Origin of the sequence: Planctomonas deserti, assembly GCF_003067705.1 — a bacterium.
GTDB lineage: Bacteria > Actinomycetota > Actinomycetes > Actinomycetales > Microbacteriaceae > Planctomonas > Planctomonas deserti.
In genome coordinates this window covers 116,642-139,243 of record NZ_QANL01000005.1, presented here as the reverse complement: position 1 = coordinate 139,243, position 22,602 = coordinate 116,642, and the positions used below count along the sequence as shown (strand labels likewise).

At 70.5% G+C, this 22,602-nt stretch carries 17 protein-coding genes; 16 read left to right on the top strand and 1 reads right to left on the bottom strand.

The genetic code is table 11. From position 1 onward, the window contains the following. Positions 1 to 62 precede the first annotated feature (62 nt). The 4 genes from DAI20_RS16445 (at position 63) to DAI20_RS16430 (ending at position 3,368) form a co-directional block, all read left to right on the top strand. Positions 63 to 1,319 carry a sensor histidine kinase gene (locus DAI20_RS16445; protein ID WP_108252802.1) on the top strand — a complete coding sequence of 419 codons (1,257 nt, stop codon included), beginning with the start codon at positions 63 to 65 and terminating at the stop codon, positions 1,317 to 1,319. Next, entirely contained in the window at positions 1,316 to 1,981 is a 666-nt protein-coding gene (locus DAI20_RS16440) for a response regulator (RefSeq protein ID WP_108252801.1), read from the top strand. Before DAI20_RS16445 ends, DAI20_RS16440 begins: the two co-directional genes overlap by 4 nt. 134 nt (positions 1,982 to 2,115) lie before the next feature. Then, positions 2,116 to 2,430, top strand: a complete 315-nt coding sequence (locus DAI20_RS16435; RefSeq protein WP_240606129.1) for an SHOCT domain-containing protein — start codon at positions 2,116 to 2,118, stop codon at positions 2,428 to 2,430. Positions 2,431 to 2,471: 41 nt separating this feature from the next. Then, complete coding sequence (locus tag DAI20_RS16430) at positions 2,472 to 3,368, top strand: ETEC_3214 domain-containing protein (protein WP_159085112.1); 897 nt, start codon at positions 2,472 to 2,474, stop codon at positions 3,366 to 3,368. Between the two features lie 68 nt (positions 3,369 to 3,436). Here the strand turns inward: DAI20_RS16430 and DAI20_RS16425 are convergent, their stop codons facing one another. Next, positions 3,437 to 4,960, bottom strand: a complete 1,524-nt coding sequence (locus DAI20_RS16425) for an ATP-dependent DNA ligase (RefSeq protein WP_108252798.1) — start codon at positions 4,958 to 4,960, stop codon at positions 3,437 to 3,439. A 161-nt stretch (positions 4,961 to 5,121) separates the two neighbouring features. On the opposite strand from DAI20_RS16425, the gene DAI20_RS16420 reads away from it, so the two are divergent. The 12 genes from DAI20_RS16420 to DAI20_RS16365 all read left to right on the top strand — a co-directional run bounded on the left by DAI20_RS16420 (position 5,122) and on the right by DAI20_RS16365 (position 22,449). Next, positions 5,122 to 5,850, top strand: a complete 729-nt coding sequence (locus DAI20_RS16420; protein ID WP_240606128.1) for an AfsR/SARP family transcriptional regulator — start codon at positions 5,122 to 5,124, stop codon at positions 5,848 to 5,850. A gap of 290 nt (positions 5,851 to 6,140) precedes the next feature. Further along, complete coding sequence (locus tag DAI20_RS16415; RefSeq protein WP_108252797.1) at positions 6,141 to 8,597, top strand: hypothetical protein; 2,457 nt, start codon at positions 6,141 to 6,143, stop codon at positions 8,595 to 8,597. After that, positions 8,594 to 9,868 (top strand): hypothetical protein, encoded by a 1,275-nt coding sequence (locus DAI20_RS16410; RefSeq protein WP_108252796.1) that lies wholly within the window; start codon positions 8,594 to 8,596, stop codon positions 9,866 to 9,868. The genes DAI20_RS16415 and DAI20_RS16410 overlap by 4 nt, the downstream gene beginning before the upstream one ends. A gap of 36 nt (positions 9,869 to 9,904) precedes the next feature. Next, the gene (locus tag DAI20_RS16405; protein ID WP_108252795.1) at positions 9,905 to 10,495 is read left to right on the top strand and encodes a hypothetical protein; all 591 of its coding nucleotides are present in this window, start codon (positions 9,905 to 9,907) and stop codon (positions 10,493 to 10,495) included. 34 nt (positions 10,496 to 10,529) lie between these two features. Then, a complete protein-coding gene (locus DAI20_RS16400; protein WP_108252794.1) occupies positions 10,530 to 11,693 on the top strand; it encodes a hypothetical protein in 1,164 nt (387 codons plus the stop codon). A gap of 17 nt (positions 11,694 to 11,710) precedes the next feature. After that, entirely contained in the window at positions 11,711 to 15,604 is a 3,894-nt protein-coding gene (locus DAI20_RS16395; RefSeq protein WP_108252793.1) for a D-Ala-D-Ala carboxypeptidase family metallohydrolase, read from the top strand. Positions 15,605 to 15,618: 14 nt separating this feature from the next. Next, positions 15,619 to 16,080 (top strand): hypothetical protein, encoded by a 462-nt coding sequence (locus DAI20_RS16390; protein WP_108252792.1) that lies wholly within the window; start codon positions 15,619 to 15,621, stop codon positions 16,078 to 16,080. 317 nt (positions 16,081 to 16,397) lie between these two features. After that, positions 16,398 to 17,087 carry a 4'-phosphopantetheinyl transferase family protein gene (locus DAI20_RS16385; protein ID WP_108252791.1) on the top strand — a complete coding sequence of 230 codons (690 nt, stop codon included), beginning with the start codon at positions 16,398 to 16,400 and terminating at the stop codon, positions 17,085 to 17,087. A gap of 206 nt (positions 17,088 to 17,293) precedes the next feature. Continuing rightward, entirely contained in the window at positions 17,294 to 18,007 is a 714-nt protein-coding gene (locus tag DAI20_RS16380; RefSeq protein ID WP_108252790.1) for an AfsR/SARP family transcriptional regulator, read from the top strand. Between the two features lie 53 nt (positions 18,008 to 18,060). Then, positions 18,061 to 19,083 (top strand): M20/M25/M40 family metallo-hydrolase, encoded by a 1,023-nt coding sequence (locus tag DAI20_RS16375; protein WP_240606127.1) that lies wholly within the window; start codon positions 18,061 to 18,063, stop codon positions 19,081 to 19,083. A 482-nt stretch (positions 19,084 to 19,565) separates the two neighbouring features. Beyond that, positions 19,566 to 20,837: a diaminobutyrate--2-oxoglutarate transaminase gene (gene ectB, locus DAI20_RS16370; protein WP_108252788.1), complete on the top strand. Its 1,272-nt coding sequence runs from the start codon at positions 19,566 to 19,568 to the stop codon at positions 20,835 to 20,837. Between the two features lie 82 nt (positions 20,838 to 20,919). Beyond that, positions 20,920 to 22,449 carry an aspartate kinase gene (locus DAI20_RS16365; protein ID WP_159085110.1) on the top strand — a complete coding sequence of 510 codons (1,530 nt, stop codon included), beginning with the start codon at positions 20,920 to 20,922 and terminating at the stop codon, positions 22,447 to 22,449. Positions 22,450 to 22,602 lie beyond the last annotated feature (153 nt).

Here is a 22,602-nt window from a genome sequence, read left to right as displayed (position 1 = left end):
AGTACGCGGCTGCAGCCCGGGAGCCGATGTCCCGGGTCTCGCGGGCGGGCTACCATGCGAGGATGCCGGCTCCCGAGTTCGGCGCCGACGGCGCCCCGTGGGACCGGCCCTGGTCCCACCCCGACCGGCATCCCCGCCCGGCATTGCGGCTCTGGGTCCCCGTTCTCCTCTCGCTATTCATTCAGGTGCCGGCGTCGATCTTCGCGGGGCAGGGCCCCCGCTTCCTCGGGCACGGTCCCGAGGTCCGCGCCGACGTGGGGCCCGCGCTCGCCTTCGCCCTGATCGGCCCGCTCGCCCTGATCGGCGCGCGGCGGTTCCCCGGCCCGGTCGTGGCCGTGGTCGCCGCCGCCGCCGTGGCCGACCTGATGCTCGCGAGCAGCGCTCCGGGCCCGCCGTACATCGCCCTCGCGTTCGCGATCGTCGGCGCCATCGTGCGCGGCGCCCGGCCCTGGGCCTGGGCATCCGTCGGCGTGGTGTGGCTCGGCACGCTGGCCGCGGTGCTGATCCGCGGATCCGACATCGCCCCCGGCCGCGCCGCCTTCACGACCTTCGGCGTGCTCGCCATGGTGGGAATCGGCGAGGCCGTGCGCGCCAGACGGGAGCGGATCGCAGAGTACCGGAGGGCGAACCTGCAGCGCCGCCAGAGCGCGGCCGAGGCCGAGCGCGTGCGCATCGCGCGGGAACTGCACGATGTGCTGGCGCACTCCCTCAGCTCGATCAACGTGCAGGCCGGCGTCGGGCTGCACCTCATGGATCGGGACCCGGCGCAGGCGGCGGCCGCACTCGCCGAGATCAAGGCGACGAGCAAGACTGCGCTCGACGAGGTGCGGTCTGTGCTCGGCGTACTGCGGTCCGACGACGGCGCCGGATCCCCGCTGGCCCCGGAGCCCGACCTGTCGCAGCTCGAGCGGCTCGCCGCCTCCATCACCGCGCGAGGCGTCGCCGTGCGGCTCGACGTCGCGCCGGATGTGCAGCCCGCGGAGGTGCCGAGGCCCCTCCAGCTGGCCCTGTACCGGATCGTGCAGGAGTCGCTCACCAACGTGCTCCGCCATGCGGACGCCGCGGGTGCCATCGTGAGCATCCGCAGGGACGGCGCGTTCTACGTCGCCGAGGTGCTCGACGACGGCCGCGGCACCAAGGGCACCAAGGGCTCCGACGGCGCCGACGATCGGACGGACACGTCAGCCGGTGGCCGCGGTGTCCTGGGGATGCGCGAGCGGGCGGAGCTGCTCGGCGGCACCCTCGAGGCGGGCCCGCGGCCCGGAGGAGGCTACCGAGTGCTCGCGCGCATCCCGGCGCCGAGGAGGGAGAGCGCATGATCACCGTCGCCATCGCCGACGACCAGCAGCTGATTCGCGCGGGCTTCCGGAGCCTGCTCGCGGCGGAGCCGGACCTCGAGGTCGTGGGCGAGGCCGCCACGGGCACGGAGGCCGTGGCGCTCGTCACCCGGACCGTGCCCGACGTGGTGCTCATGGACATCCGGATGCCGGACGGCGACGGGCTGTGGGCCACGGAGCGGATCATCTCCGACGCGAGGCTGGCCCGCACCCACGTCGTGATCCTGACCACGTTCGAGCTCGACGACTACGTCTCCCGCGCCATCCGCGCGGGGGCGAGCGGGTTCCTGGTGAAGGACACTGAGCCGGTCGAGCTGATCCGCGCGATCCGGGTGGTCGCGTCCGGCGACGCCCTGCTCAGCCCGAGCGTCACCCGCAGGCTCCTCGAGCGCGTCGCCGCCGACCTCCGCGATGCCCCGGACGAGAGCCCGCTGGAGGGCCTCACCGAGCGGGAGCGGGACGTGCTCGGCCTCGTCGGGCAGGGCAGGACCAACGCGGAGATCGCGCAGGCCCTGTTCCTGAGTCCGCTCACGGCGAAGACGCACGTCTCGCGCATCATGTCGAAGCTCGGCGCTCGGGATCGCGTGCAGCTGGTTGTCGTCGCCTACGAGACGGGGCTCGTGCGGCCTGGCTGGCGGGAGTAGCCGGGCCGGTCCCCCGCCTCCCCCGGGCGTACGCAACCGACACCCGCCGTCGGATTCGGCCGTGGTTCTGAAAGCCGATGCTGGTGCTCGACGGTTCGACCCCCGAACCGACGACGACGAAAAGGACCCACCCCGTGCTCACTCTCCTCACCACGGCCGCCGAGGCGGCCTCCCCCCTCACCTACTACGGACCCGGCCCGGGGCCCGGCGGCTTCGGCTGGCTGTGGCTGCTGGTGCCGCTGTTCTGGATCGCGTTCTTCGTGCTGCTGGTCGCCTTCGTCGGCCGGCGACTCCGCCGCGGCGGGGCGGCCTGGCAGATGCACGGCCCGTCTCCTGAGCAGACCCTCGGCGACCGCTACGCCCGTGGCGAGATCGATGAGCAGGAGTACCGGTCACGGCTCGAGGTGCTTCGCGCCAACCAGCCCCAGCGACGGCAGCCCCGCCCCTGATCCCGCTGACGGGCGGCGGGACGCGGGTGCACACTGGTGCCGTGACGAGAGGCATCGGGGCCGCGCGAGGGTCGGGCCGGGCCCCGAGCGCCGCCGCATGGCTCGCCCGGGTCCGGAAGCACCCGCTCGTCGTGGTCCTGGCGGCGATCGCCGCAGCCGGCACCGTGGTCGGGATCGTGTTCGGCGTCCTCTCCGGGGTCGCGAGGGCCGCCCGGGAGGACACGGATCCCTATCGCACGGAGTACGCGGCGCTCGCCCCGCTCCGGGTCGGCGTTCCGCCGGAGTACGTGGAGTCTCTCCTGGGCGATCCGGACTCCGTCGGCACCCTCTGCGCCGTGACGAGCTGCCCGGCGGAGACCGAGGCGCCCGCGGCGGTGGCGCTGGGGACTTACGCGCCCACGGCCCCCGCGACCCTGCACGTATACCTCGGCGACCACTCGATCGTGCGGACCGTCTTCCAGGGCCGGCGCCTCGCGGGCTACCTCGTGACGACGACCTCGCGGGACTTCGCCCCGGCGATCACCTGGCTGGGCGTCGACCTCGGGCGGCTCGGCCGAGTCACCTTTGCGGACGTGCTGCCCTCGAACGGCGCGCCGGAGCCGAGCGACGCGTCCGTTCTCATCGGCCGGCGGATGCCGAGCTACGCCGAGGTCCTGATGGGCGGCGGCGCGTCGCGGTACGAGGGCTTCCTGCTCGGCAGCGCTCCGGTCGGCTACACCGGTCCCGGTCTCGAGTGGGACGTCGAGGCGGCCCGAGAGTTCGAGTCGTGGCAGACCGGGAACCCGGACCGCGGTCTCGACTCGGACGTGGCGCGACCGTTCCGCGAGGGCTCCATGCCGAACACGTTCGGCGCGTTCCGCGACGAGGGCCCGCTCGGGGCGTACTTCCGCGACGCCGAGAACGTGCGGGCACTGCTCGACTCCGCCGTCGAGTTCTGAGCTCGGCGCCCCCTCCTGCGAACGCAGCGCACGCCCGCGCGGGGACGGAGTGGCGGCCCCACCCCGGCTCAGCCGCGCAGCAGGCCGCGGAGCGTCTGGATGGTGTCCGCCTCCTCCGGCGGCTTGTCCTCCCGGTAGCGCTTGACCCGTGCGAACCGCAGCGCGACGCCGCCGGGATACCGGCTGGACCGCTGCACCCCGTCGATGGCGATCTCCACGACGGTGGTCGGCGCGACGAAGACGGTGTTCGCCGTGCGGCGAACCTCGATCTCCTGGAACCGCTCCGTCTGCCAGGTCAGCAGCGCGTCGGTGAGCCCCTTGAACGTCTTGCCCACCATCACGTATCCGCCCGGCTCGCCGAACTCGCCCTCGGCGTCGAGCGCGCCCAGGTGCAGGTTCGAGAGCCAGCCCTGGCGACGGCCGGATCCCCACTCGCAGGCCAGCACGACGAGGTCGTAGGTGTGCACCGGCTTGACCTTCACCCAGCTCGATCCGCGTCGGCCCGCCGCGTACGCCGACCCGATCGCCTTCACGACCACGCCCTCCTGGCCCGCGGCCAGCGCGTCCCGGGACACCCGCTCGGCCGCCTCCGGGTCGTCCGTGATCTCCCCGGGGATGCGGTAGGCCGGCGCGATCCGCTCGAGCTCGGCGATGCGCGCGGACAGCGGCTCCTCGAGCAGGTCCCGCCCGTCGACGTGCAGCACGTCGAAGAACCACGGGTGCAGCTTCGTCTCGCGGGCGGCGTCGGCCCCGAACCGCGACATCGTCTCCTGGAACGGCCGGGGCACGCCCTCCTCGTCGAGCGACAGCGTCTCGCCGTCGAGGATGACGTCGCGCACCGGCATGCCGCGCACCACCTCGACGACCTCGGGCAGCCGGTGCGTCACGTCGGCGAGGGTGCGGGTGAAGATGCGCACGTCGTCGCCCGACCGGTGCACCTGGATGCGAGCACCGTCGAGCTTGTACTCGACCGATGCCTTCCCCGTGCCGGCGAGCGCGGCCGTCGGACTCGCGGCGGTGGCGGCGAGCATCGGCATCACCGGACGACCCACGACCAGCCCGACGCCGGCGAGGTCCTCCTCGCTGCCGGTCAGCGCCAGCAGCGCCGTCTCGCCCAGATCACCGGACAGCATGGCCGCCCGACGCACGACCTCACCGGGCCGGTCGGACGCGGCGGCGATCGCGTCGGTGAGCACGCCCTCCAGGGCGCCCGTCCGCACGTCGCCGAGCAGGACGCGCGCGAGGAAGTCCTGCTCGCGTTCCGTCGCGCGGGACATGAGCTCGCCGAGCGCACGCCCGCGCTCGGCCTCCGACCCGCTGCCCGACGTCCCGGCGAGCCGGTCGAGGAGCCGGTCGAACTCCGCGACCGTGAGGGTCGGCTCGTCGGCCGGGTCGCCCATGGCCCCGGAGATCCCGCGCCAGCCGACGCCGACCCTGCCCTGGCGCGGCCTGCCGATCAGGAAGCCCACGGCCGGCGGGATGTCGCCCGGCTCCAGGCGCCGCAGCAGCTGGGCGAGAGCCTCGACCTTCGCCAGCCGCGATCGCGTCGACGCGACGGTCTCCGCCGTCCTCACCAGCTCATCCAGCAGCACGGCCTCAGTCTGACACCGACCGGCGGAGACATTCCTTGACACGGTCGGCAGAGGTGAGGACGCTTAGGTCTACATTGCGGCGAGGGCGAGGCCGCGCGCATCTGCAAGTGCAGGACAGACGTGGGTCACCGCGTCGCGCATAGGTATGAACGAATCGCGGGATGATGGCGCATTCGAGCCGACGGGTGTCGATCGTGGGGGGACTGGGAGTCTTCCCTGCGGTTCGTCTATCCCTGCCGTCGCGTCGCCTGTTCGCCTTCCTCGCCCTGCAGGGTGAACCGGTGTCGCGTGCCCGGGCCGCCGGCTCGCTCTGGCCCGACATGCTCGAGAGCCACAGCCGGGCGAACCTGCGTCGGGCGACCTGGCAGTCCCCCTCGGATTGGATCGCGGCCGATGGGGACAGTCTCGAACTGCACGCCGAGGTCGACCTGACCGCGGCTCGAGCGAGCGCAACGCGCGCCATCGGTGGCGGCATCCTGAGTCTCGACGAGATCACCCGACTGTCACAGGACCTTCTTCCCGGCTGGAATGAGGAGTGGGTGCTTCCGCATCAGGACGCGTTCCGCCTTCTCCGCGTGCAGGCACTGGAGGCCGCGTGCCGCACCATGGCGGCCCGGGGCCTATTCGCGCTCGCGACCCAGGCAGGCACGGCCGCGCTGGCGGCGGAACCGCTGCGTGAATCGGCGGCCGCCGCGCTCATCTACGCGCACCTCGGCGAGGGCAACCGCTACGCCGCCGCGTGCCGGTTCCGAGACTTCTCCCGCACCCTGCACGACGAGCTGGGCGTACATCCCGACCCCGGCCTCACGGCCGCCGTCGTCGCCGCCGTCGGAGGGATCTCGGACACGGAACAGCTCCCGCCGTCATCGTTGCAGCGCCGTTTCCGCTGATCAGCGCCCTCCTCCGCGCCCTACCCCCTACCTAGGTGCTCGACACACCGGTCGGACGCTCGACGGACGCGCCGCGTACGCCGGCAGGACGGGACGAGTGCGCCACAGGTGCGGGTGACGACCGCCGAAGTGTTTCTCTGCGCCCGAGCGGCGAACGGACGCCGGCATTCGGCCCGCATGCACCATGCACGAGCGCCGCACCCTGCCTCAACTCCACGCCGCACGGCCAGGAACGCCTCTCCTGGTGCACTGGGGGGACAGTGCGAGATCGACGAGGACGGAGTTGAGGGATGACCATCATCCAGGGACAGGCGAACGACTACAGTCCGGATGCGCAGCCCTTCTGGGAGGCACCGTTCGCCGAGACGCCCATAGGCGAACAGATGGGCGAAGGCCCGATCGAGCCGCGGACGGAGGCCCTCGGCTTCCTGCCCTGGGCCGAAGACTTCAGCCCCTTCACGGAGGCGGGCAGCAGCGGCCCGGCGAGCGAGGCGGAGACGCTGCTCGACGAGGCGTTCGAGGCGGTGCGGGACGAAGCGTTCGATGAGGCGGTGGGCGAACTGCTCGCCGAGACCGAAGACGTCGTGTCGCAGCGTTTCTCCGACGAGGCTCCCACCCCCGGCGCTCAATTCGAGAAGGAGCGCCTCGCAGAGAACTACCTCGCCCCCGTCCTGCTCGCGTCCGAGCAGTACCTGGACCGGCTCACGGACTCGCTCGGCGGTCAGGACCTGGAATCCCTCGACGAACTGCAACTCGACGAGGTACTCGACCGCCTCGACCCCAGCGGCTCCGAGGTGTCACCCGCCGGTGAGGAGTTCATCCGCGGCATCGTGCGCAAGGCCAAGAAGGCCGTCAAGTTCGTGGTCAACACCGCGAAGAAGGTGGGCAAGGCCGCGGGCGGACTCCTCCTCACCGCGCTCAAGGGCTTGAAGAAGCTCATCAGCCCGCTCCTGAAGCGTGTGCTCTCCTTCGCGATCGGCCGGCTTCCCGCCCCCCTGCAGGCACCGGCGCGACTGCTGTCCCGCAAGCTCTTCGGGGAGAGCGAGTACGAGTACGAGACGTACGAGGAGGATGAGTACGAGGGTGATCGGGAGAACGAGGACTTCGCGTCATCGCCCGCCATCGCGACCGACACCGAAGCGCTCGTCGAGTCCTTCGACGCGGCACTCGCCGAGGCGCTCATCACCGATGAGAGCGTCACGGCGGAGTCGGAATCGTTCGATCTCGAGCAGGAGTACGAGGGTGTGCAGGGAAGCTTGGAGCTCGAGGCTCTCGCGGAGGCGCGCGGTCGGCTGATCGACGCGCTGCAGAACGCGCGCGACGGAGAGGATCTCACCCCGGCGGTCGAGCAGTTCGTGCCTGTGCTTCTCGCGGCCCTGCGAGTCGGGATCCGCATCGTCGGCCGTCCGCGCGTGGTCAACTTTCTCGCGAAGTACCTCGCCCAGCTGATCGGCAAGTGGGTCGGTCCGCAACTCGCGCGCCCGCTCTCGGTGGCGATCGTCGACACCGGGCTGCGGCTCGCGTCGTTCGAGCAGATGGAGCCGGAGAACGAGGCCGAGGCCGTTCCGGTGCTGCTGGCCAGCACCATCGAGGACACCATCCGCGGGCTCGCCGAGAGCGAGGAGTACCAGCTCGAGGACGAGGACCTCATGCAGTTCGCCACCGCGCAGGCGTTCGAGCGAGCGGTCGCGGCGAACTTCCCGGAGCAGTTGGTGCGGCCGGGCCTGCGCAGGGCCCCTGCGCTCGGTGGCCGCTTCGTCGCGCGCCGCCCTCGCAGTCCGCGCCCCTACCGGCGCTACAGCCGCACCCCGGAGATCGAGGTCACCGGCGCCGTCGCCGGCCGGGTGCGCAGCTTCGGCGGCGTGACTCTGGCGGCGAGCCTCAAGGCGGCGGGCGTGACGCTGCCGATGAAGGCACGCGTCCACATCTTCCAGGCGACCGTGGGCACGTCCCTCCGCCGCATCGCGGCGCAGGAGCGGAAGCGTCGCGGGGCGACCTTCTCGAGCCGCTCCCTGCATCCGCTCACTCCGAGCGCGGCGGCCCTGCTGTTGAAGGAACCCGGGCTCGGTGTTGCCGTGTCCCCCGTTTTCCTTCGCAGCCGCCAGCGGGTGGCGGCCGGTCAGCGCTTCTACTACCTCGAGCCCGTCTCCGCCGGGGCCGTCGCACCCACCGGTGGCGCTCGGCGCCGTCCCGCTGCCGGCCAGCCCACGCAGGGTTGGCTCGTTCTCGACACGATCGCGTCCCGCGTCACCGCCGCTCTCTACTTCTCCGAGCCGGACGCCCAGAAGATCGCGGAGGGAGTTCGCGCCGGCCGGGGAAGCGCTGCGGTGGTTCCTGCCGTCTCCGCGGCGATGGACGGCTTGGCGCAATCTTTCGCCACACCGAACGGCCGCGTGCGCATCGTCAAGGAGTACGAGGAGGGCGAGGAGTTCCTCGGGCCGATCCTCAAGCGCCTGATGCCGGTACTGATCTCCGCGCTCCGCAAGGCGATCAAGGCCTGGATCATGCGTGTCGTGGCCGAGTGGGTGCGCACGAAGGGCGCGGAATTCGTCCGAGCCGCAGCGGACCCCCGCAGCGGAGTGACCATTACCGTCAGCCTGGTCAACGTGCCGGGCATGCCGATCGTGCGGCAGGCACTCAACGGGACGCTGGGACGGGACACCATGAGGCTGATCGTGTCAGGGGCCGCCTTCCGCGGCATCCCGAACGGATCCGTCCTCGTGCGGGCAGGGCAGCACCGACCATGAGCACCGTTCTCGCGACGGCTCCCCGGAGCGGTCTCCAGGCAGTGGCCGACGATCTGGAGCGACAGATCGCGCACTGGCTGGCCGCGGCGACTACCTTCCTCGACGCGGAGGAGTTCGCGTCGGAGCAGGCCTGGCGTGCGGTGGAGGGTCAGGTCGGACTGCCGTTGCGCCGGCACCTGTCGGTCATTGTGCGGGAGCTGCTCGACATGGGCAGGGCGGCGCTGGCGCTGGCCCGGTCCGCGCAGCGCGATCCGTCCGAGTTGCCAGCGGCGGGTCACGCCATCCAGCAGTTCCGCCGCCGCTTCAGCCAGGTGGAGGCGACGCTCGACTTCTTCGGTGACGCCGTCAACTCACGCACCAGTCCTCCGCTGCGCGCCGCGTTGCAGTCCCTCGACATGCTCGCAATGCAGAGCATGGATCCCGTACTGGCCCGAGCCGGTCTGCCCTCCATCCCTGTGTTGACCTATCTCGACAAGGGCATGGGCGCCTCGATCATCCGGTCCGGCATCCGGCTGTGGGCGCCCGGCAGCATCAACCCTGTCGCTGCCATCAAGATCGTGCGCCACAATCTCTACCGTCCGACATCCCTGTTCCACGAGTCGGGGCATCAAGTCGCCCACGTCACCGGATGGGTCCCCTCACTGGACCGCTCCCTCGGCACGGCGCTGTCGTCGGATCGCGAGCTGCAGGATATGTGGCGCCCGTGGGCATCGGAGATCGCGGCGGATGTGTTCGCCTTCCTGCACACGGGGTACGCCTCGATCACCGCCCTCTACGACGTCGTGGGCGACGCACGCACGATCCTGCGCTGGCCCGTCGGTGATCCCCATCCCGTCGGCTATCTGCGCACCCTTCTCGGCTGCGCGTTCTGCCGGCTCTCCTTCGGCGCCGGGCCCTGGGACGACCTCGAGACGGCGATGCGCACGTCGTTCCCCACAGACCGAGCGGAGCCTACTGTCCGCCGCCTGCTCGAACGATCCGCTCGGACGCTGCCGGCGATCGCCGACGCGTGCCTCACCTCGCCTGTACCGGCACTCGCCGGTCGCCCGATGACGAGCGTGATCGACCCGTCGCGGGTCGCGCCGAGCGCGCTCGCCCAACTGGAGCGATCCGCCGGGCCTGGCCTGTGGGTGTCGTCGCACTGGCGGCGTACCGAGGGCATCCGCATTGTCGCGCTCGCGGGACTGCGGGAGAGCGAGCGCCCTGCGGACGCGACCTCGTGGATCGAGCGTGCCCGCACCTGGATGACCGCGGGCACCGCGGCCGCATGACGACAACAACGACCCCTTGCGAGATCGGAGAAGACGATGAGCGACACGACAGACGACAGCACTGACGGTGGTGGTGGCAGAAGAGGACCGTCCGGCCGCACCTCGGCAGCCCAGCAGCAGCAGCAGCTGCGCAGCCAGCTCCAGGCGGCCGAGCAGAGGATGGAGATCCTCGTGAGCGAGTTTGGACAGCAGCTCGAGCAGGCCTCGCACGCGATAAGGACCCTCGAGAGCGAGCTGCTGCAGTCCCGGGCCCGCGAGGAGGAATACCGCTCCCGGATGGAGCGGGTGGAGGCCCTCTACGACGCGGACCGGCAGAAGTACGAATCACTCATGCGTGAAGTCCTGCTGAGCAGCGCCCTCGACGGGCTCAGCACCAGCCTGCAGAACCTGGACACCACTCTCGGAGCGAAGCTCGCACCGCTCGCGGTCCTCACTACCCTCACGGACGCGGGAACGCCGGTCGGAGCAGCTGACGTCGGACGCTTCCAGGAGGTCCAGGGCGCGACCGCGCGCTTCGACTCGAACTCCTACGTCGTGCGGCGCGCGACCATCGTCGAGCCCGGCCCGCCGCCCGGGGTACCCGCGGGCACGCCGCACGTGCCGGCCGCCCCCGCCTCCGCATCCTGACCCGCGCCGCATCAGCACAGAAACGGAAAAAATCATGATCCCCCAACTCGCCAGGCGACTCCTCGATCCTGTGGTGGCCGGCGGCGCGCCGCTGCCCGGCTTCCCCGCGGCGCCGCAACCATCGGATGCCGCGACGGCGGTGCTGCAGGCCGACCAGCTCGACCTCGTCCTGTACATGGAACAGGCATGGGACAGCGCCAAGGCCTGGAACGCCTCCATCCCGCAGAGCGGAAAGGCCCGCACCGCGCTTTTCCAGATGGGTGCATTCGCCGGCTACGCCCCGGTCGCGGGCTTCGCCTGGGACCATCTCATGTACTCCTACATCCTCGAGAACACCCGGATGGTGCAGATCATGGGCAGGGTGGTTCGCGAGTTCCGACGCGGCGAGAGTCTCGGAATCCCCTCCATCGACACCCAGCGGTGGCTCGACGTCACCGAGACCCTGGTATACGGGGCGGACTACCCCATGTCGGCATGGCTCTCAACGAGCCGCCTGCGCCCCGACCCTGAAGCGGTGCGCCGCAACGCCTACTGGCGCATGTTCGGGATGGACCTCGCGTTCGGCACGGAGGACAACAAGCCCTACGGGTACGACAAGGCGGTCGCGGCGAACACCTCGTTCGTGCGGCTCTTCGAGGAGCTGCTGTACGAGGTGTGGCAGGCGATCATGAACGTGAAGAATTTCTCCGGCGTGAACTCCTCCGATCAGGACCGCATCTTCGCCATAACCGAGGAACTGAAGTTCATCCTCCGCTCGCGCCGGCAGTCGGCTCAGCTGGCGCGGGAAGAACTGGGAGCCGCGACGGCTCTCAGTTGGCTCTACTTCACCCTGGACACGAACTCGGCGATCGTCGAAGACCTCAGGGCGACGGCGACCAACGCGTCGGACCGGCTGAAGCTGATCGGCGCCAAGGTCGGCCTGCCCGCGCACTCCAAGACGTCGTCCCTCATTTCGATGGCTGATGACCTCTCTCTGCTCCTACGGACCATCGAGAGCAACCTCATCCCGTCGCCCGACTTCGCCTATGTGCTGTACAAGGACGGCTTCTTCCCCGGCAGCACGACGGTGAAGCTGCTCGGCTCCACTAGCCGCCGGGTCATCACGGAGTGGTCCGCGGCGACCGGGCGCGACCTGAAGTCGCGGAAGGCGCCGGCCGAGGTGCGTCCGCGTACCGGCCAGCCGTCTCTGACGCGATAGGACGGGGAGCAGCCGACATGCTGGATGGCGTGCGCTTCGAGTCGCCGTTCGCGGAGACGGCTAGCGCCGAGGAGGAGTCGGAAACCGAGTGGGGGCGGCTCGAGTCCGCCTCGGAGCAGGAAATTTTCACCGAATCCTTCCGGGACGAATCCTTCCGGGACGAATCCTTCCGCGAGGAATCCTTCCGAGACGAATCCTTCCGAGACGAATCCTTCCGAGACGAATCCTTCCGAGACGAATCCTTCCGAGACGAATCCTTCCGAGACGAATCCTTCCGAGACGAATCCTTCCGAGACGAATCGTTCCGGGACCAGGAAGGTCCGCCGCTCACCGAGGACGAGACGTTCCTCTCCGGACTCGTGCTACGCCCTGCCGCCGGAGCGACCGGACCCGGCGAGGAGCACTGGGACCCGACCGGCGCGAACCTCCCGCTCCTTGACACCGGCCCATCCGTTCGGTCGAAGAAGGTGTCCGCCAACTTCACCGTGGCCGAACTCGTGACGAGCGGAGGCAGGCCGGCCGACGTCGCCCGCATCTCCCCCGTGCTCGTGCGCCTGCTGCAGGCGATCCGAACGCGGGTCGGACGGCCGGTGACGATCACCTCCGGGTACCGCTCCTGGAAGCGCAACGGCGTCGTCTACATGGGCTATGGCAAGCCGCCGACGCTGAGCCAGCACTGCGCGGGCAAGGCGGCGGACATCAAGATCGCCGGAATGACCGGTATGGAGATCGCGAAGATCGCCATCGATGTGTGGGGCCCGAAGGTCGCGACCGGCATCGGTCCGGACTACGCCCACGTCGACGTCCGCGGACGTGGCGACACCTGGACGTACCTCGGCGCAGGCACACTGAAGAACTCGGCGGCGCTCGCCGAGCTCGCGCGCTACCGCAAGCAGCACAGGGGCGCGGTGACGCCATCCGTCGTTCCGCCGCCGCCTCCCGTGCCGCCGGCACCCCTCCCCCTGATTCCTGGTACCACTAAGGCGGGCAGCCTCGTCGTGCGCAGCATCCCGCTGCTCGCGAAACACCGCGGCACTCGACCGGATCTCCTGCTGGGCTGGAACGCCATGACGAATCCGTCGGCCATCGACGTCGTCGTGCATCTGCACGGTTTCAGCCCAAGCGCCTCGGGAATGCGCATCGATGCGGAGAAGAAGCCGATCAGCGGTTTGGATCTCGGCTCCCGCACGCGGCCGACTCTCACCGTGCTACCCCGCGGGGACTTTTACGGCGGCACGAGCGGCACGGGCTACGACTTCCCCGCCCTCACGCCTGCGGGCGCCCTCGACGCTCTGACGAAGGACGCGCTGGCCCGCTTCACGCGAGCCACCGGGCTGAACGCACCACGCGGACGACTCATCCTCACAGCGCACTCGGGCGGAGGTAGGGCAATGCTCGCCATCCTCACGAGGAGCGATCCCGATGAGGTCCACGTCTTCGACGCGCTTTACCAGCCGGCAACCGCCCTGGCTCAGTGGGCGGCGAAGCGGATCGCGGCAGGGACCGGAGGAGCGATGCGTGTGTTCTACCGGGCGGGCAGCGCGAAGCACCCCGGCACCCAGCCGGCCAGCGAGGCGCTCGGCCGCACCCTCTGCGCGCTGCTCGCCGCCGCTCCACCGTCCGTGCGGGCTCGTTTCCGCGTTGAACGCACGTCCGTGGCGCACGGCGCCGTGCCCGGACGCTACGGCGGTGCACTCCTGGCGGACGCAGGTTCCGACGTGGCCGACGCCCGACCCTTCGTCTGCCCGCCCGGCGGAGGAGGGAAGGAGAGCCTTGAGACCGAGGCGGCGTCGGGATGGACCGGCTGGACCGAGGCGCTCGCTGGTACCGGGGAGCAGCCGGAGATCGAGGAGCTACCGGCCGCCGAGGATGAGGACGGCGAGGTCGAATCGGCAGAGGTCGCCGCAAGCGAGGCCGAGGGGCGGGATGCCGCCGCGGGAATCACAGAGGACCTCCACACCCTCTCGTCCGAGGAGCTCGCGTGGGAGGCGTTCGATCCGGAGGCCGCGGACTCACGCGCATCCGGGACGGAGGCGTTCGACGCCGAGTCGTTCGCGTCGGAAGCGTCCGAGCCGGAAGCGTCCGAGCCGGAAACGTTCGAGCCGGAGGAGCTCGAGGCCGAGTACCTCACGATCGACGGGGAGGACGCGCGCCCCGAGGAGGTGTGGGCAGAGGAGGTGTGGGCCGAGGACCTCGGCTGGACCGAGCGGTCGGTCTCGGTGAAGGACCTGGCCGGGTCCGCCGATCGGACCGAGGCCACGTTCACCGGCCCCGGCGTCAGCACCGAGGCGGAGACGGAGTCCACCTTCGAGGACCTCGGGTCCTTTGAGTCGTTCGTCCCACCCTCCGGCGCCTCGGTGGTCTTCCCATCCGGCTTGGCGCTTCCGTACGCGTCACCCGGCGCGACCGCGGACCCCGCACATGCGGACCCGCACGGCACCGGCCTGCCTCTGCTCGCGGTTACCTCTGCATCGCTCGGACTGAGGCTCTCGAAGAACTTCACCGTCAAGGAACTCGTTCCGGCGGGCGGATCCTCGTCGACGGTCGCGCGCATCTCCCCCGAGCTGGTGCGCGTGCTCCAGGCCATCAGGGACGGGGCGGGCCGTGCGGTGCGCGTCGATGCGGGATACCGGCCCCGCGGATTCGCTTCGCCCGCGGCAGACACCGAGAGCCGGCACTCCTCGGGTCAGGCGGCGGACATCCGCATCTCGGGTATGAGCGGAGAACAGCTGGCGCGGCTCGCGATCGACGCCGCCGGGCCTGAACTCGCCATCGGTGTCGCGACCGACGGCATCCACCTCGACGTCCGCGGCCGGTGGAAGCTCTGGACGATCATCCCGGGACAGGCCGGTGCTGACGTCAGGAACCGGGTCGCCCTTCACCGCGCGACGTTCGCCCCACCCTCGCCGACGCCACCCGTCCTGGACGCGCGTTTCTCCAGGGTGAGGCGGGGCATCCTCGCCACCGCCGACCCGGCCGTGCGGCTCCGCCTGCTCGAGGCCGGCATCGCCTTCTCCCAGGGTCGCGCGCGCACCGAGCGGACCATCGCGGGCACACCCACAAGCATCACTGCGCGGACGCGGGCGACGATGATGAGCGAGACCGGCATCGGCACACCGGGCAGTCCGCACCCGACCCTCGATGCCAACGTCCTGTTCGGGCGCGTGAACGACGATCGGGTCGAGGACGCGTATCGCGCGTGGTTCGAGAACCCGGCTCAGGCGGCGCCACCCTGGGTTCTCCTCGGCGTCTGGGCGAAGGAGGGACTGACCACAGCACCGGTCGGCCCACGCGTGCGCGCGACCGACGTGGCGGACGCGCGCTCGATCTGGCGCTCCCTGTTCTTCTTCGTGAACATGGGCACCGACCACTTCGTGAAGACCATCGCCGTGCCGGGCAAGGACAACGACATCGCCCGGGGTCCCGGTTCCGGTGCCCAGCACGACGCCGTGTTCCGCTCGGCCGTCGCGGCCCAGGTCGCGGCCGGTCGTCTACCGCGGAACATCGCCGTGGAGATTGACGCCGAACTCTCCGTGAGCGCCGTTCCCGGAGCGCCGGGCGAGTTCAGCGTCGTCGCGTCCCGGCGCTTCGCGGTGCTCTCGCTGATGCTGGTGGACGCGTTCTGGCGGGAGACGCACGCGGCTGTGATGGCCGAGGTGACGCCGAAGCCGAACCCACTCGACCTCCTCTGCATGACCTACATGCGCTGGAACATGCGCGCCAGCAGTTGGCGCGAGCTGCTCCGACGCGACATGAGCCAGAACCGCGACCCCGATGGATCGGTGCCCTCGCTGCCCGTGTGGGCGTTCCACCGGCGCCTGATCACCGGCCAGTTCACTGTCCCCCGCGCCAACGCCCTTCGCGTCCGTCTCAACTTCGTCGTCTTCCGCTCGGTCTACGAGGGGAACTGAGGGGGCTCGCATATATGGACGACCACGGCCGCGAGCCGCAGGCCGCAACGACAACGCACCTTCTCAATGAGGAGGTGGACCAACAAAGGCTGAGCTACAGCACGCGGCAGAGCGGAGCACACGCGCGAGCGACAGTGCTCGTAGGCTCCGCTACCGTCGCATCTGGCCTCCAGGGAAGCGGTGAGGTGACCGATTGGGATGGTCTCGTGCTCTCGACGATCGTCATCGCAGCGCTGCTCGGCCTGCGTGCGCTCTGGCCCCGCACCGGCGAGGAGGTGGATGTACGTAACTTGTTCACCGAAGGCGCCGCTTCCAATGTTGACGCGTTCGAACGGAAGCTCCTCGAGGACAAGATCCGCGTCCTCTACTCGGAGGAAAGAGCACTCATGTATACATCTCGATTGATGAGCGTGGGGTTCTTCTCTCTGTTTCTTGCGATTCTCGCGTCCGCGCTAGAGACGCTCGTCGCAGTGTGAACCTGACGTGACGCGACCGGCCCAAACGGATCTCGCTTCCCTCTCGACCAACCCCAGAATTCGTCTGGCCGGTCGCCGAGAGTGTCGAAGCGACGCCACCCGCCCCCACTCAAACCCCACGTCCCTTCGACGAGCTCAGGAACCGTGTGGCTCGTCACCGCGCCCCCTGTGGTCCGCCGCTGCGCCCCTCCACGGTCGCTGAGCCTGTCGAAGCGACGCCACCCGCCCACGCAAACCTCACGTCCCTCCGACGAACTCAGGGACCGCACGGCGGGTCGGCTGGCACCAGTGCGCGCTAGCGTGGCGCTGTGTCGTCGATGCAGTGGGGCAGCCTGACCCTGGCCGCCGTTCGCCTCGACGCCCCCGCGCGTGAGGACACCCGGGGCGGCGTCACGGCTCTTCACCCCGTCGAGCTCGACAGGGCCGCGAGGATGCCGTCCGGGCGGGAGCGTGACCGATTCCTCGGCGGCAGGACCGCGCTCCGACGCTTCGCGGCAGGACTCCTCGGGACCGAGCCGCAGCATCTCCTCCTCGACTATGCCTGCGCCAACTGCGGGCTGTCCGGCACCGTCGATCACGGGCGCCCCGGATACCGATCGCCGGGTGGAGCCCGCCAGGTTCGGCTGAGCCTCAGTCGCTCGGGACCGTGGGCCCTTCTCGCGGGAACGACCGATCCCGCCATCGGGGCTGTCGGCGTCGACCTGGAGGACGCGGGCCGGGCGGGGTTCGCCGGGTTCGACGCCGTCCTGCTCACGCCGCCCGAGCGGGCAGCGCTCTCCCGTGCGGACACCGCCGACGAGGCCGGGGCGCTGCGGATGCGCGCTCGACTCTGGGCGCGGAAGGAGGCGTTCCTCAAGGCAACGGGCGCCGGGCTCTTCCGTGAGCCGTCCGACGTCGACGCGTCCGGCGACGCCTTCGAGGGCGTCGAGTTCGCGGACATCGACCCCGGGCAACTGGGGCTGCCCGCCGAACTCGTGCTGGCGGCGGCGGTGCGTCGCGTCCCCTGACCGGGCGCTTCGCCCCTCGCCCCCACTGATAGCCCCCGCCAAGCCCCCGCAAAGGAGCCCCCAATATTGGGGAGGGAGTTTCCCCAGGCAGGTCTATTCCTCGGACTGAATGCGAGAGAACATGAGTATTACTCGCAGCAGGAGGCAATGGTGACTACAGCAGCGCGTACGAACGCGGCACATGAGACGGCGCATCGGAGGGCGGCATGACGCCCGCGAAGCAGGGTCAGTGGGACCTCGACCTGCTGGGCCACTGGGAGCTGAGGCTGGGGGGCGAGCTCATCGAGGTGGCCCCACGCCAGCAGCGGATCATCGCCGCGCTCGCGCTGCTCGGAACCCGGCCGCGCGGCGTGCTCGCCGAACTACTCTGGCCCGCGACACCGGAGTCGAAAGCCGCCGGGAACCTGCGCACCGGGATGTGGAAGATCACGCACGACCTTCCCGGCCTGCTCTGCACCTCACACGACTCGCTCGCCCTCGCGCCGAGAGTGAGCGTGGACTGGCAGCGGATGCAGGAGCGGATCTGCTCCATCGAGGCGCCGACGACGGCGCCCGATCCCGCCGACATCGCGTTCCTCGAGAATGCCGTGCTGCTGCCCGGCTGGTACGACGACTGGGTGATCGCCGAGCAGGAGCGGTCGAACACGCGGCGCCTGCGTGCGCTGGAGTCGTTGGCGAGGAAGTTCCTGGCCTCGGGTGACGGCACGCGCTGCGCCGAAGCGGCCGGGGTGGCCGCCTCGATCGAGCCCCTCCGGGAGAGCCCGGTGCAGCTGATCGTGCAGGGGCACATCTCGACCGGGAACTACTACCCCGCACTGCGAGCGTTCGAGGACTTCCGGGCTCTGCTGACGGACGAGCTCGGGGTCGAGCCGTCACCCCGCCTGCAGCACCTGATCGCCGAGATCACGGTCGGTCGGTGAGGGCCGGCAGCGCTCGCCCCCGAAGACGGATCGGCAGGGCCTCGGTCGCCGCGGTGATCGCATTGCTCCTCACGGCATGCACGGCGCCCAGCGTCGACCACATGACCGGGCGGCCGAACTTCCCCGCCGTTCCGGAGGTCGCCGCAGAACCGGAGGTGCCCGGCTTCGAGGCCCGCACGGTGCGGGACGCGTTCGCGCAGCGGGACTTCCTCCGGCACCTGGAGGCGCTCCAGGACATCGCCGACGAGCACGACGGGAACCGCGCCGCGGGCACCGCCGGTTACGAGGCATCCGCCCGGTACGTCGAGAAGCAGCTGCGCGCCGCCGGCTACGAAACCGAGCGGCAGGAGTTCGACTACCGGGAGGATCGGCGCGGCAGCCGCATCGAGACCTTCAGCGTCCTCGCTGACACCGCGGGTGATCCCGACCACACCATCGTCGTTGGTGGCCACCTGGACTCCGTGCGCAGGGGACCGGGGATCAACGACAACGCCAGCGGCGTCGCCGCGATGCTCGAGACCGCCCTGTGGCTGGCCGAGTCGGGTGTCGCACCCGCCAACCGGGTGCGCTTCGCCTTCTGGGGCGGCGAGGAGGACGGCTTCTACGGATCCGACCACTACGTCGAGGAGCTGACCGACGAGGAGCTCGCGGCAACCGCCCTGAATCTCAACGTCGACATGGTGGGATCACCGAACGGCGTGCGCTCCGTGCACGACGGGGACGGGTCGGACTTCGGCAACGGCGGCCCGGACGGGTCCCTCGACATCGAAGAGGTCTTCTTCCGATTCTTCGAGGAGAACTCGCTCGCCGCCGAGACGACGCCTTTCGACGGCGGATCCGACTACGCCCCCTTCCTGGATGCGGGAATCGCCGCGGGCGGCCTTTTCACCGGGGACAGCGCAACCAAGAGCGCGGAGCAGGCGCGCGCCTATGGCGGAGTGGCCGGTCGCGACCTCGACCCCTGTTATCACGAATCCTGCGACACCATCGACAACGTCGACGAGGACCTGCTGGAGGACATGTCCGGCGCCCTTGCCTATGCCACCGCCGCATTCGCCATGACCAGCCAGGAGTGACCCGATCCAGTCGATAGCCGCGTGAGCGATCCCGAGGAAAGCGAGCCCGAGCCGTCCTGTGTCCGGTGATATCGGGCGGGATAGTCCGCGCCCGTTTCTGTGCGCGCACCAGGACGCGAGCGGGCACCCAGCACGCGGCCGCCCGCACGGTCGCGCCCGACAGCGACCCGCGATTCCCCTGATCAGCGACTGAGACGCGGCCGATGTGCGCGCCGCGGGACCGCCGATCCCGCTCGATGTCGACTCGGTGACGCAGCGGTAACGGAACGGTGACGGCGGCCTTCTTAGTGTCGTTATCGGGTGTTGTCCCGTCGAGCTGGTGGCCCGGTTCGATACAGGCATCGTCCCGGTCGACGGACTTCGACGGCACATAGGAGTGCTCGTCTCCCCCGAACGAGCGGGATCGGTATCCGGATGCCCTCGGCGGCGTATTCGTGCTCCGGGAAATCACTCGATCGCACAGTCAGGAAGGGGACCCGACGATGGACATCTTTGACTCTCTCGAATCCGAGGTCCGCAGCTACTCCCGCAATTGGGATGCGGTGTTCGATTCCGCCTCGGGAAGCACGATGCACAGCGAGGACGGGCGCACGTTCCTCGACTTCTTCGCCGGCGCTGGGGCCCTCAACTACGGCCACAACAATCCCGTTCTGCTGCGGCCGCTTCTCGACCACCTGCAGTCCGGAGCGGTCGTGCACTCCCTGGACATGAAGACCCCGGCGAAGCGGCGCTTCCTCGAGACCTTCGAGGAACTGATCCTGAAGCCCCGGGACCTGGACTACAAGGTCATGTTCCCGGGTCCCACGGGCACGAACACCGTCGAGGCCGCGCTGAAGCTCGCCCGGAAGGTCACCGGCCGCACCCAGATCCTCAGCTTCACGAACGCCTTCCACGGCATGACGCTGGGCTCGCTGTCGGTCACGGGCAACTCCATGAAGCGCCACGGCGCGGGCGTGCCGCTGACGAACACCACGAGCATGCCCTACGACGGCTACCTCGAGGGGCAGGTGCCGGACTTCCTGTGGCTGCGGCAGGCGCTCGAGGACTCGGGATCGGGGCTGGACAGGCCCGCGGCGGTCATCGTCGAGACCGTGCAGGGCGAGGGCGGCCTCCGCGCGGCCCGGGCGTCCTGGCTCCGCGGCCTCGCCGACCTCTGCCACCAGCACGGCGTCCTGCTCATCGTCGACGACGTCCAGGCGGGATGCGGGCGCACCGGCACCTTCTTCAGCTTCGAGGAGGCAGGCATCACCCCGGACATCGTCTGCCTGTCGAAGTCCATCTCCGGCTACGGGTTGCCCATGGCACTGACCCTCTTCAAGCCCGAGCACGACCTCTGGTCCCCCGGCGAGCACAACGGCACCTTCCGCGGTCACAACCCGGCATTCATCACGGCCACCGCGGCGCTCGAGCACTACTGGCGGGACGGCCGCTTCGCCGCCGACGTCGCCGGGCTCGCCGCCCAGCTGCGGGAGGGGCTGAGCCGCATCGCGGCCGCCACAGAGGGAAGCGTCGTGCGGGGACGTGGCCTCCTCACGGGCATCTACTACGCCGACCCGGAGGCCGCACGGAAGATCGCGGCCGAATCCTTCGCCCGCGGCCTGCTCGTCGAGACCTCCGGGCCGCGCAGCGAAGTCGTCAAGACCATGCCGGCGCTCACCACGACCGCCGGGGAGCTGCAGACCGGCCTCGACATCCTGGCCGACGCCGCCGAGTACGTGACGGGAGAGCCAGTGACCCTTACCTCCGTCGCCTGATCCATAGCACCACGAGCCCCCGAAGGCTCTGATTTGCACGGGCCCCCGAAGGCCCCGCACCACCCGAGATCAAGAGAAGGCAATGAGTACCGAATTCGCAACACCCGACAGCGATTACCCGATCGGTCCCCCACCAACGACACAGCACCCCCTTTCCGCCACTCCGCTGGCGACGCCCACCCAGGGCGGCGTCATCGTCCAGAAGTTCGGCGGGTCCTCCCTGGCCGACGCCGCGGGCATCATGCGCGCAGCGGAACGGATCGCCAGGACTCTCGACGCCGGCCACCGGGTCGTAGCCGTGGTGTCCGCCATGGGCGACACCACGGACGACCTGTGCGACCTCGCCACCGCCCTGTCCCCCAGGCCCCAGCCGTCCGGCCTCGACGCCCTGCTCAGCATCGGCGAACTGGTCTCGTCGGCCCTGCTCGCCATCGCCCTGTCCGAGCTGGGCCGGTCGCCCCGCACGTTCACAGGCAGCCAGGCGGGTCTGATCACCGACAGCGTGCACGGGAAGGCGCGGATCACCGACGTGCGCCCTCGCCGCGTACGGGCCTCCCTCGACCGGGGCGAGGTGCCCATCGTCGCGGGCTTCCAGGGCAGAACGAAGAAGGGGAAGGTCGTCACCACGCTCGGTCGCGGCGGCTCGGACCTCACGGCCGTCGCCCTGGCCGCGGCCCTCGACGCGCGCGCGTGCGAGATCTACACCGACGTGGACGGCGTCTTCACCGCCGACCCTCGCATCGTGCCGGCGGCGCGGAAGATCGACGTCCTGACGAGCGAGGAGATGCTCGAGCTCGCGGCATCCGGCTGCAAGGTCCTGCACGCCCGCTGCGTCGGCTATGCGCGCCGGTTCGGCGTGCCTATCCGCGTGCGGTCCTCCTTCAGCGAGGACCCCGGCACGCTGATCGTTCCCGACCTCGACCGCGGACGACTCGAGGAGTCCGCCCGGGAGCGGCCCGTCGTCACCGCCGTCGCGAGCGTCAACTCGGCCGTCCGCCTGACCGTCGTCGGCCTCCCCGACCGGCCGGACTGCGCCGCCGGGCTCTTGGAAGCCCTCTCCCGGTCGGGCGTCACGGTGGAGATCGTGCGTCGCACGTCGGGGTCCGGCTCCGGCCGGTCCGACGTCGCCCTCGTCGTTCCCGCCGCCCACTCCGCGGCGGCCCTCGCCGTGCTCCGCTCGGCGCGCAGCGTGCTCGGCTTTGAGAACCTCCGGCACGGCGGCTCCGTCGGCCGGGTGTCCATCTCCGGCGTCGGCATGCGGTCCTCCCCCGAGGTCCTGTGCACCTTCCTCACCGCGCTCTCCGCCGTGGGCATCGACTGCGACCTCGTGGAGATCTCGGAGACCGGCATCGGCGGCATCACGAGGGCGGACCGGCTGGCGGACGCCGAGCGTGCCGTCCGCCTGGCGTTCGCCGCGGCGGACGGGTCCGGGTCGGCCCGCGTCCCCCGCCCGCCTGCCGCGGTGCCCCGTCCGGCGACGGGTCCGGTCGCGGCCTCGGCGAGGCCCCCGGACGTGGCGACGGCGGCGGGCGGATGGCCCGGCGCCCCCGCCCGTGAGCTCCTCCCCACCCCCACCGCCCTTCGCGACCCCGTATCCGTCGCCGGCTCCTGACGCGCGGAGGCACGCGAGCAGCACGGCACCGCCGCCGTCCGCTCGCGCATCGACCGCAGACCGGCAGGTCGAGCCCGACGAACCGCGTGCAGCAGCACCGGGCGTTCCTCCACCGCCCGGGACCTGAACCGCCCGACCCCGAGCCGAACCGAA

Bases quoted from the DNA above. Each gene is read 5' to 3' on its own strand.
- DAI20_RS16365 (WP_159085110.1), top strand. From the start codon at position 20,920: ATGAGTACCGAATTCGCAACACCCGACAGCGATTACCCGATCGGTCCC.
- DAI20_RS16420 (WP_240606128.1), top strand. From the start codon at position 5,122: ATGATGGCGCATTCGAGCCGACGGGTGTCGATCGTGGGGGGACTGGGA.
- DAI20_RS16405 (WP_108252795.1), top strand. From the start codon at position 9,905: ATGAGCGACACGACAGACGACAGCACTGACGGTGGTGGTGGCAGAAGA.
- DAI20_RS16445 (WP_108252802.1), top strand. From the start codon at position 63: ATGCCGGCTCCCGAGTTCGGCGCCGACGGCGCCCCGTGGGACCGGCCC.
- DAI20_RS16440 (WP_108252801.1), top strand. From the start codon at position 1,316: ATGATCACCGTCGCCATCGCCGACGACCAGCAGCTGATTCGCGCGGGC.
- DAI20_RS16415 (WP_108252797.1), top strand. From the start codon at position 6,141: ATGACCATCATCCAGGGACAGGCGAACGACTACAGTCCGGATGCGCAG.
- DAI20_RS16400 (WP_108252794.1), top strand. From the start codon at position 10,530: ATGATCCCCCAACTCGCCAGGCGACTCCTCGATCCTGTGGTGGCCGGC.
- DAI20_RS16390 (WP_108252792.1), top strand. From the start codon at position 15,619: ATGGACGACCACGGCCGCGAGCCGCAGGCCGCAACGACAACGCACCTT.
- DAI20_RS16410 (WP_108252796.1), top strand. From the start codon at position 8,594: ATGAGCACCGTTCTCGCGACGGCTCCCCGGAGCGGTCTCCAGGCAGTG.
- DAI20_RS16380 (WP_108252790.1), top strand. From the start codon at position 17,294: ATGACGCCCGCGAAGCAGGGTCAGTGGGACCTCGACCTGCTGGGCCAC.
- ectB (WP_108252788.1), top strand. From the start codon at position 19,566: ATGGACATCTTTGACTCTCTCGAATCCGAGGTCCGCAGCTACTCCCGC.
- DAI20_RS16395 (WP_108252793.1), top strand. From the start codon at position 11,711: ATGCTGGATGGCGTGCGCTTCGAGTCGCCGTTCGCGGAGACGGCTAGC.
- DAI20_RS16385 (WP_108252791.1), top strand. From the start codon at position 16,398: ATGCAGTGGGGCAGCCTGACCCTGGCCGCCGTTCGCCTCGACGCCCCC.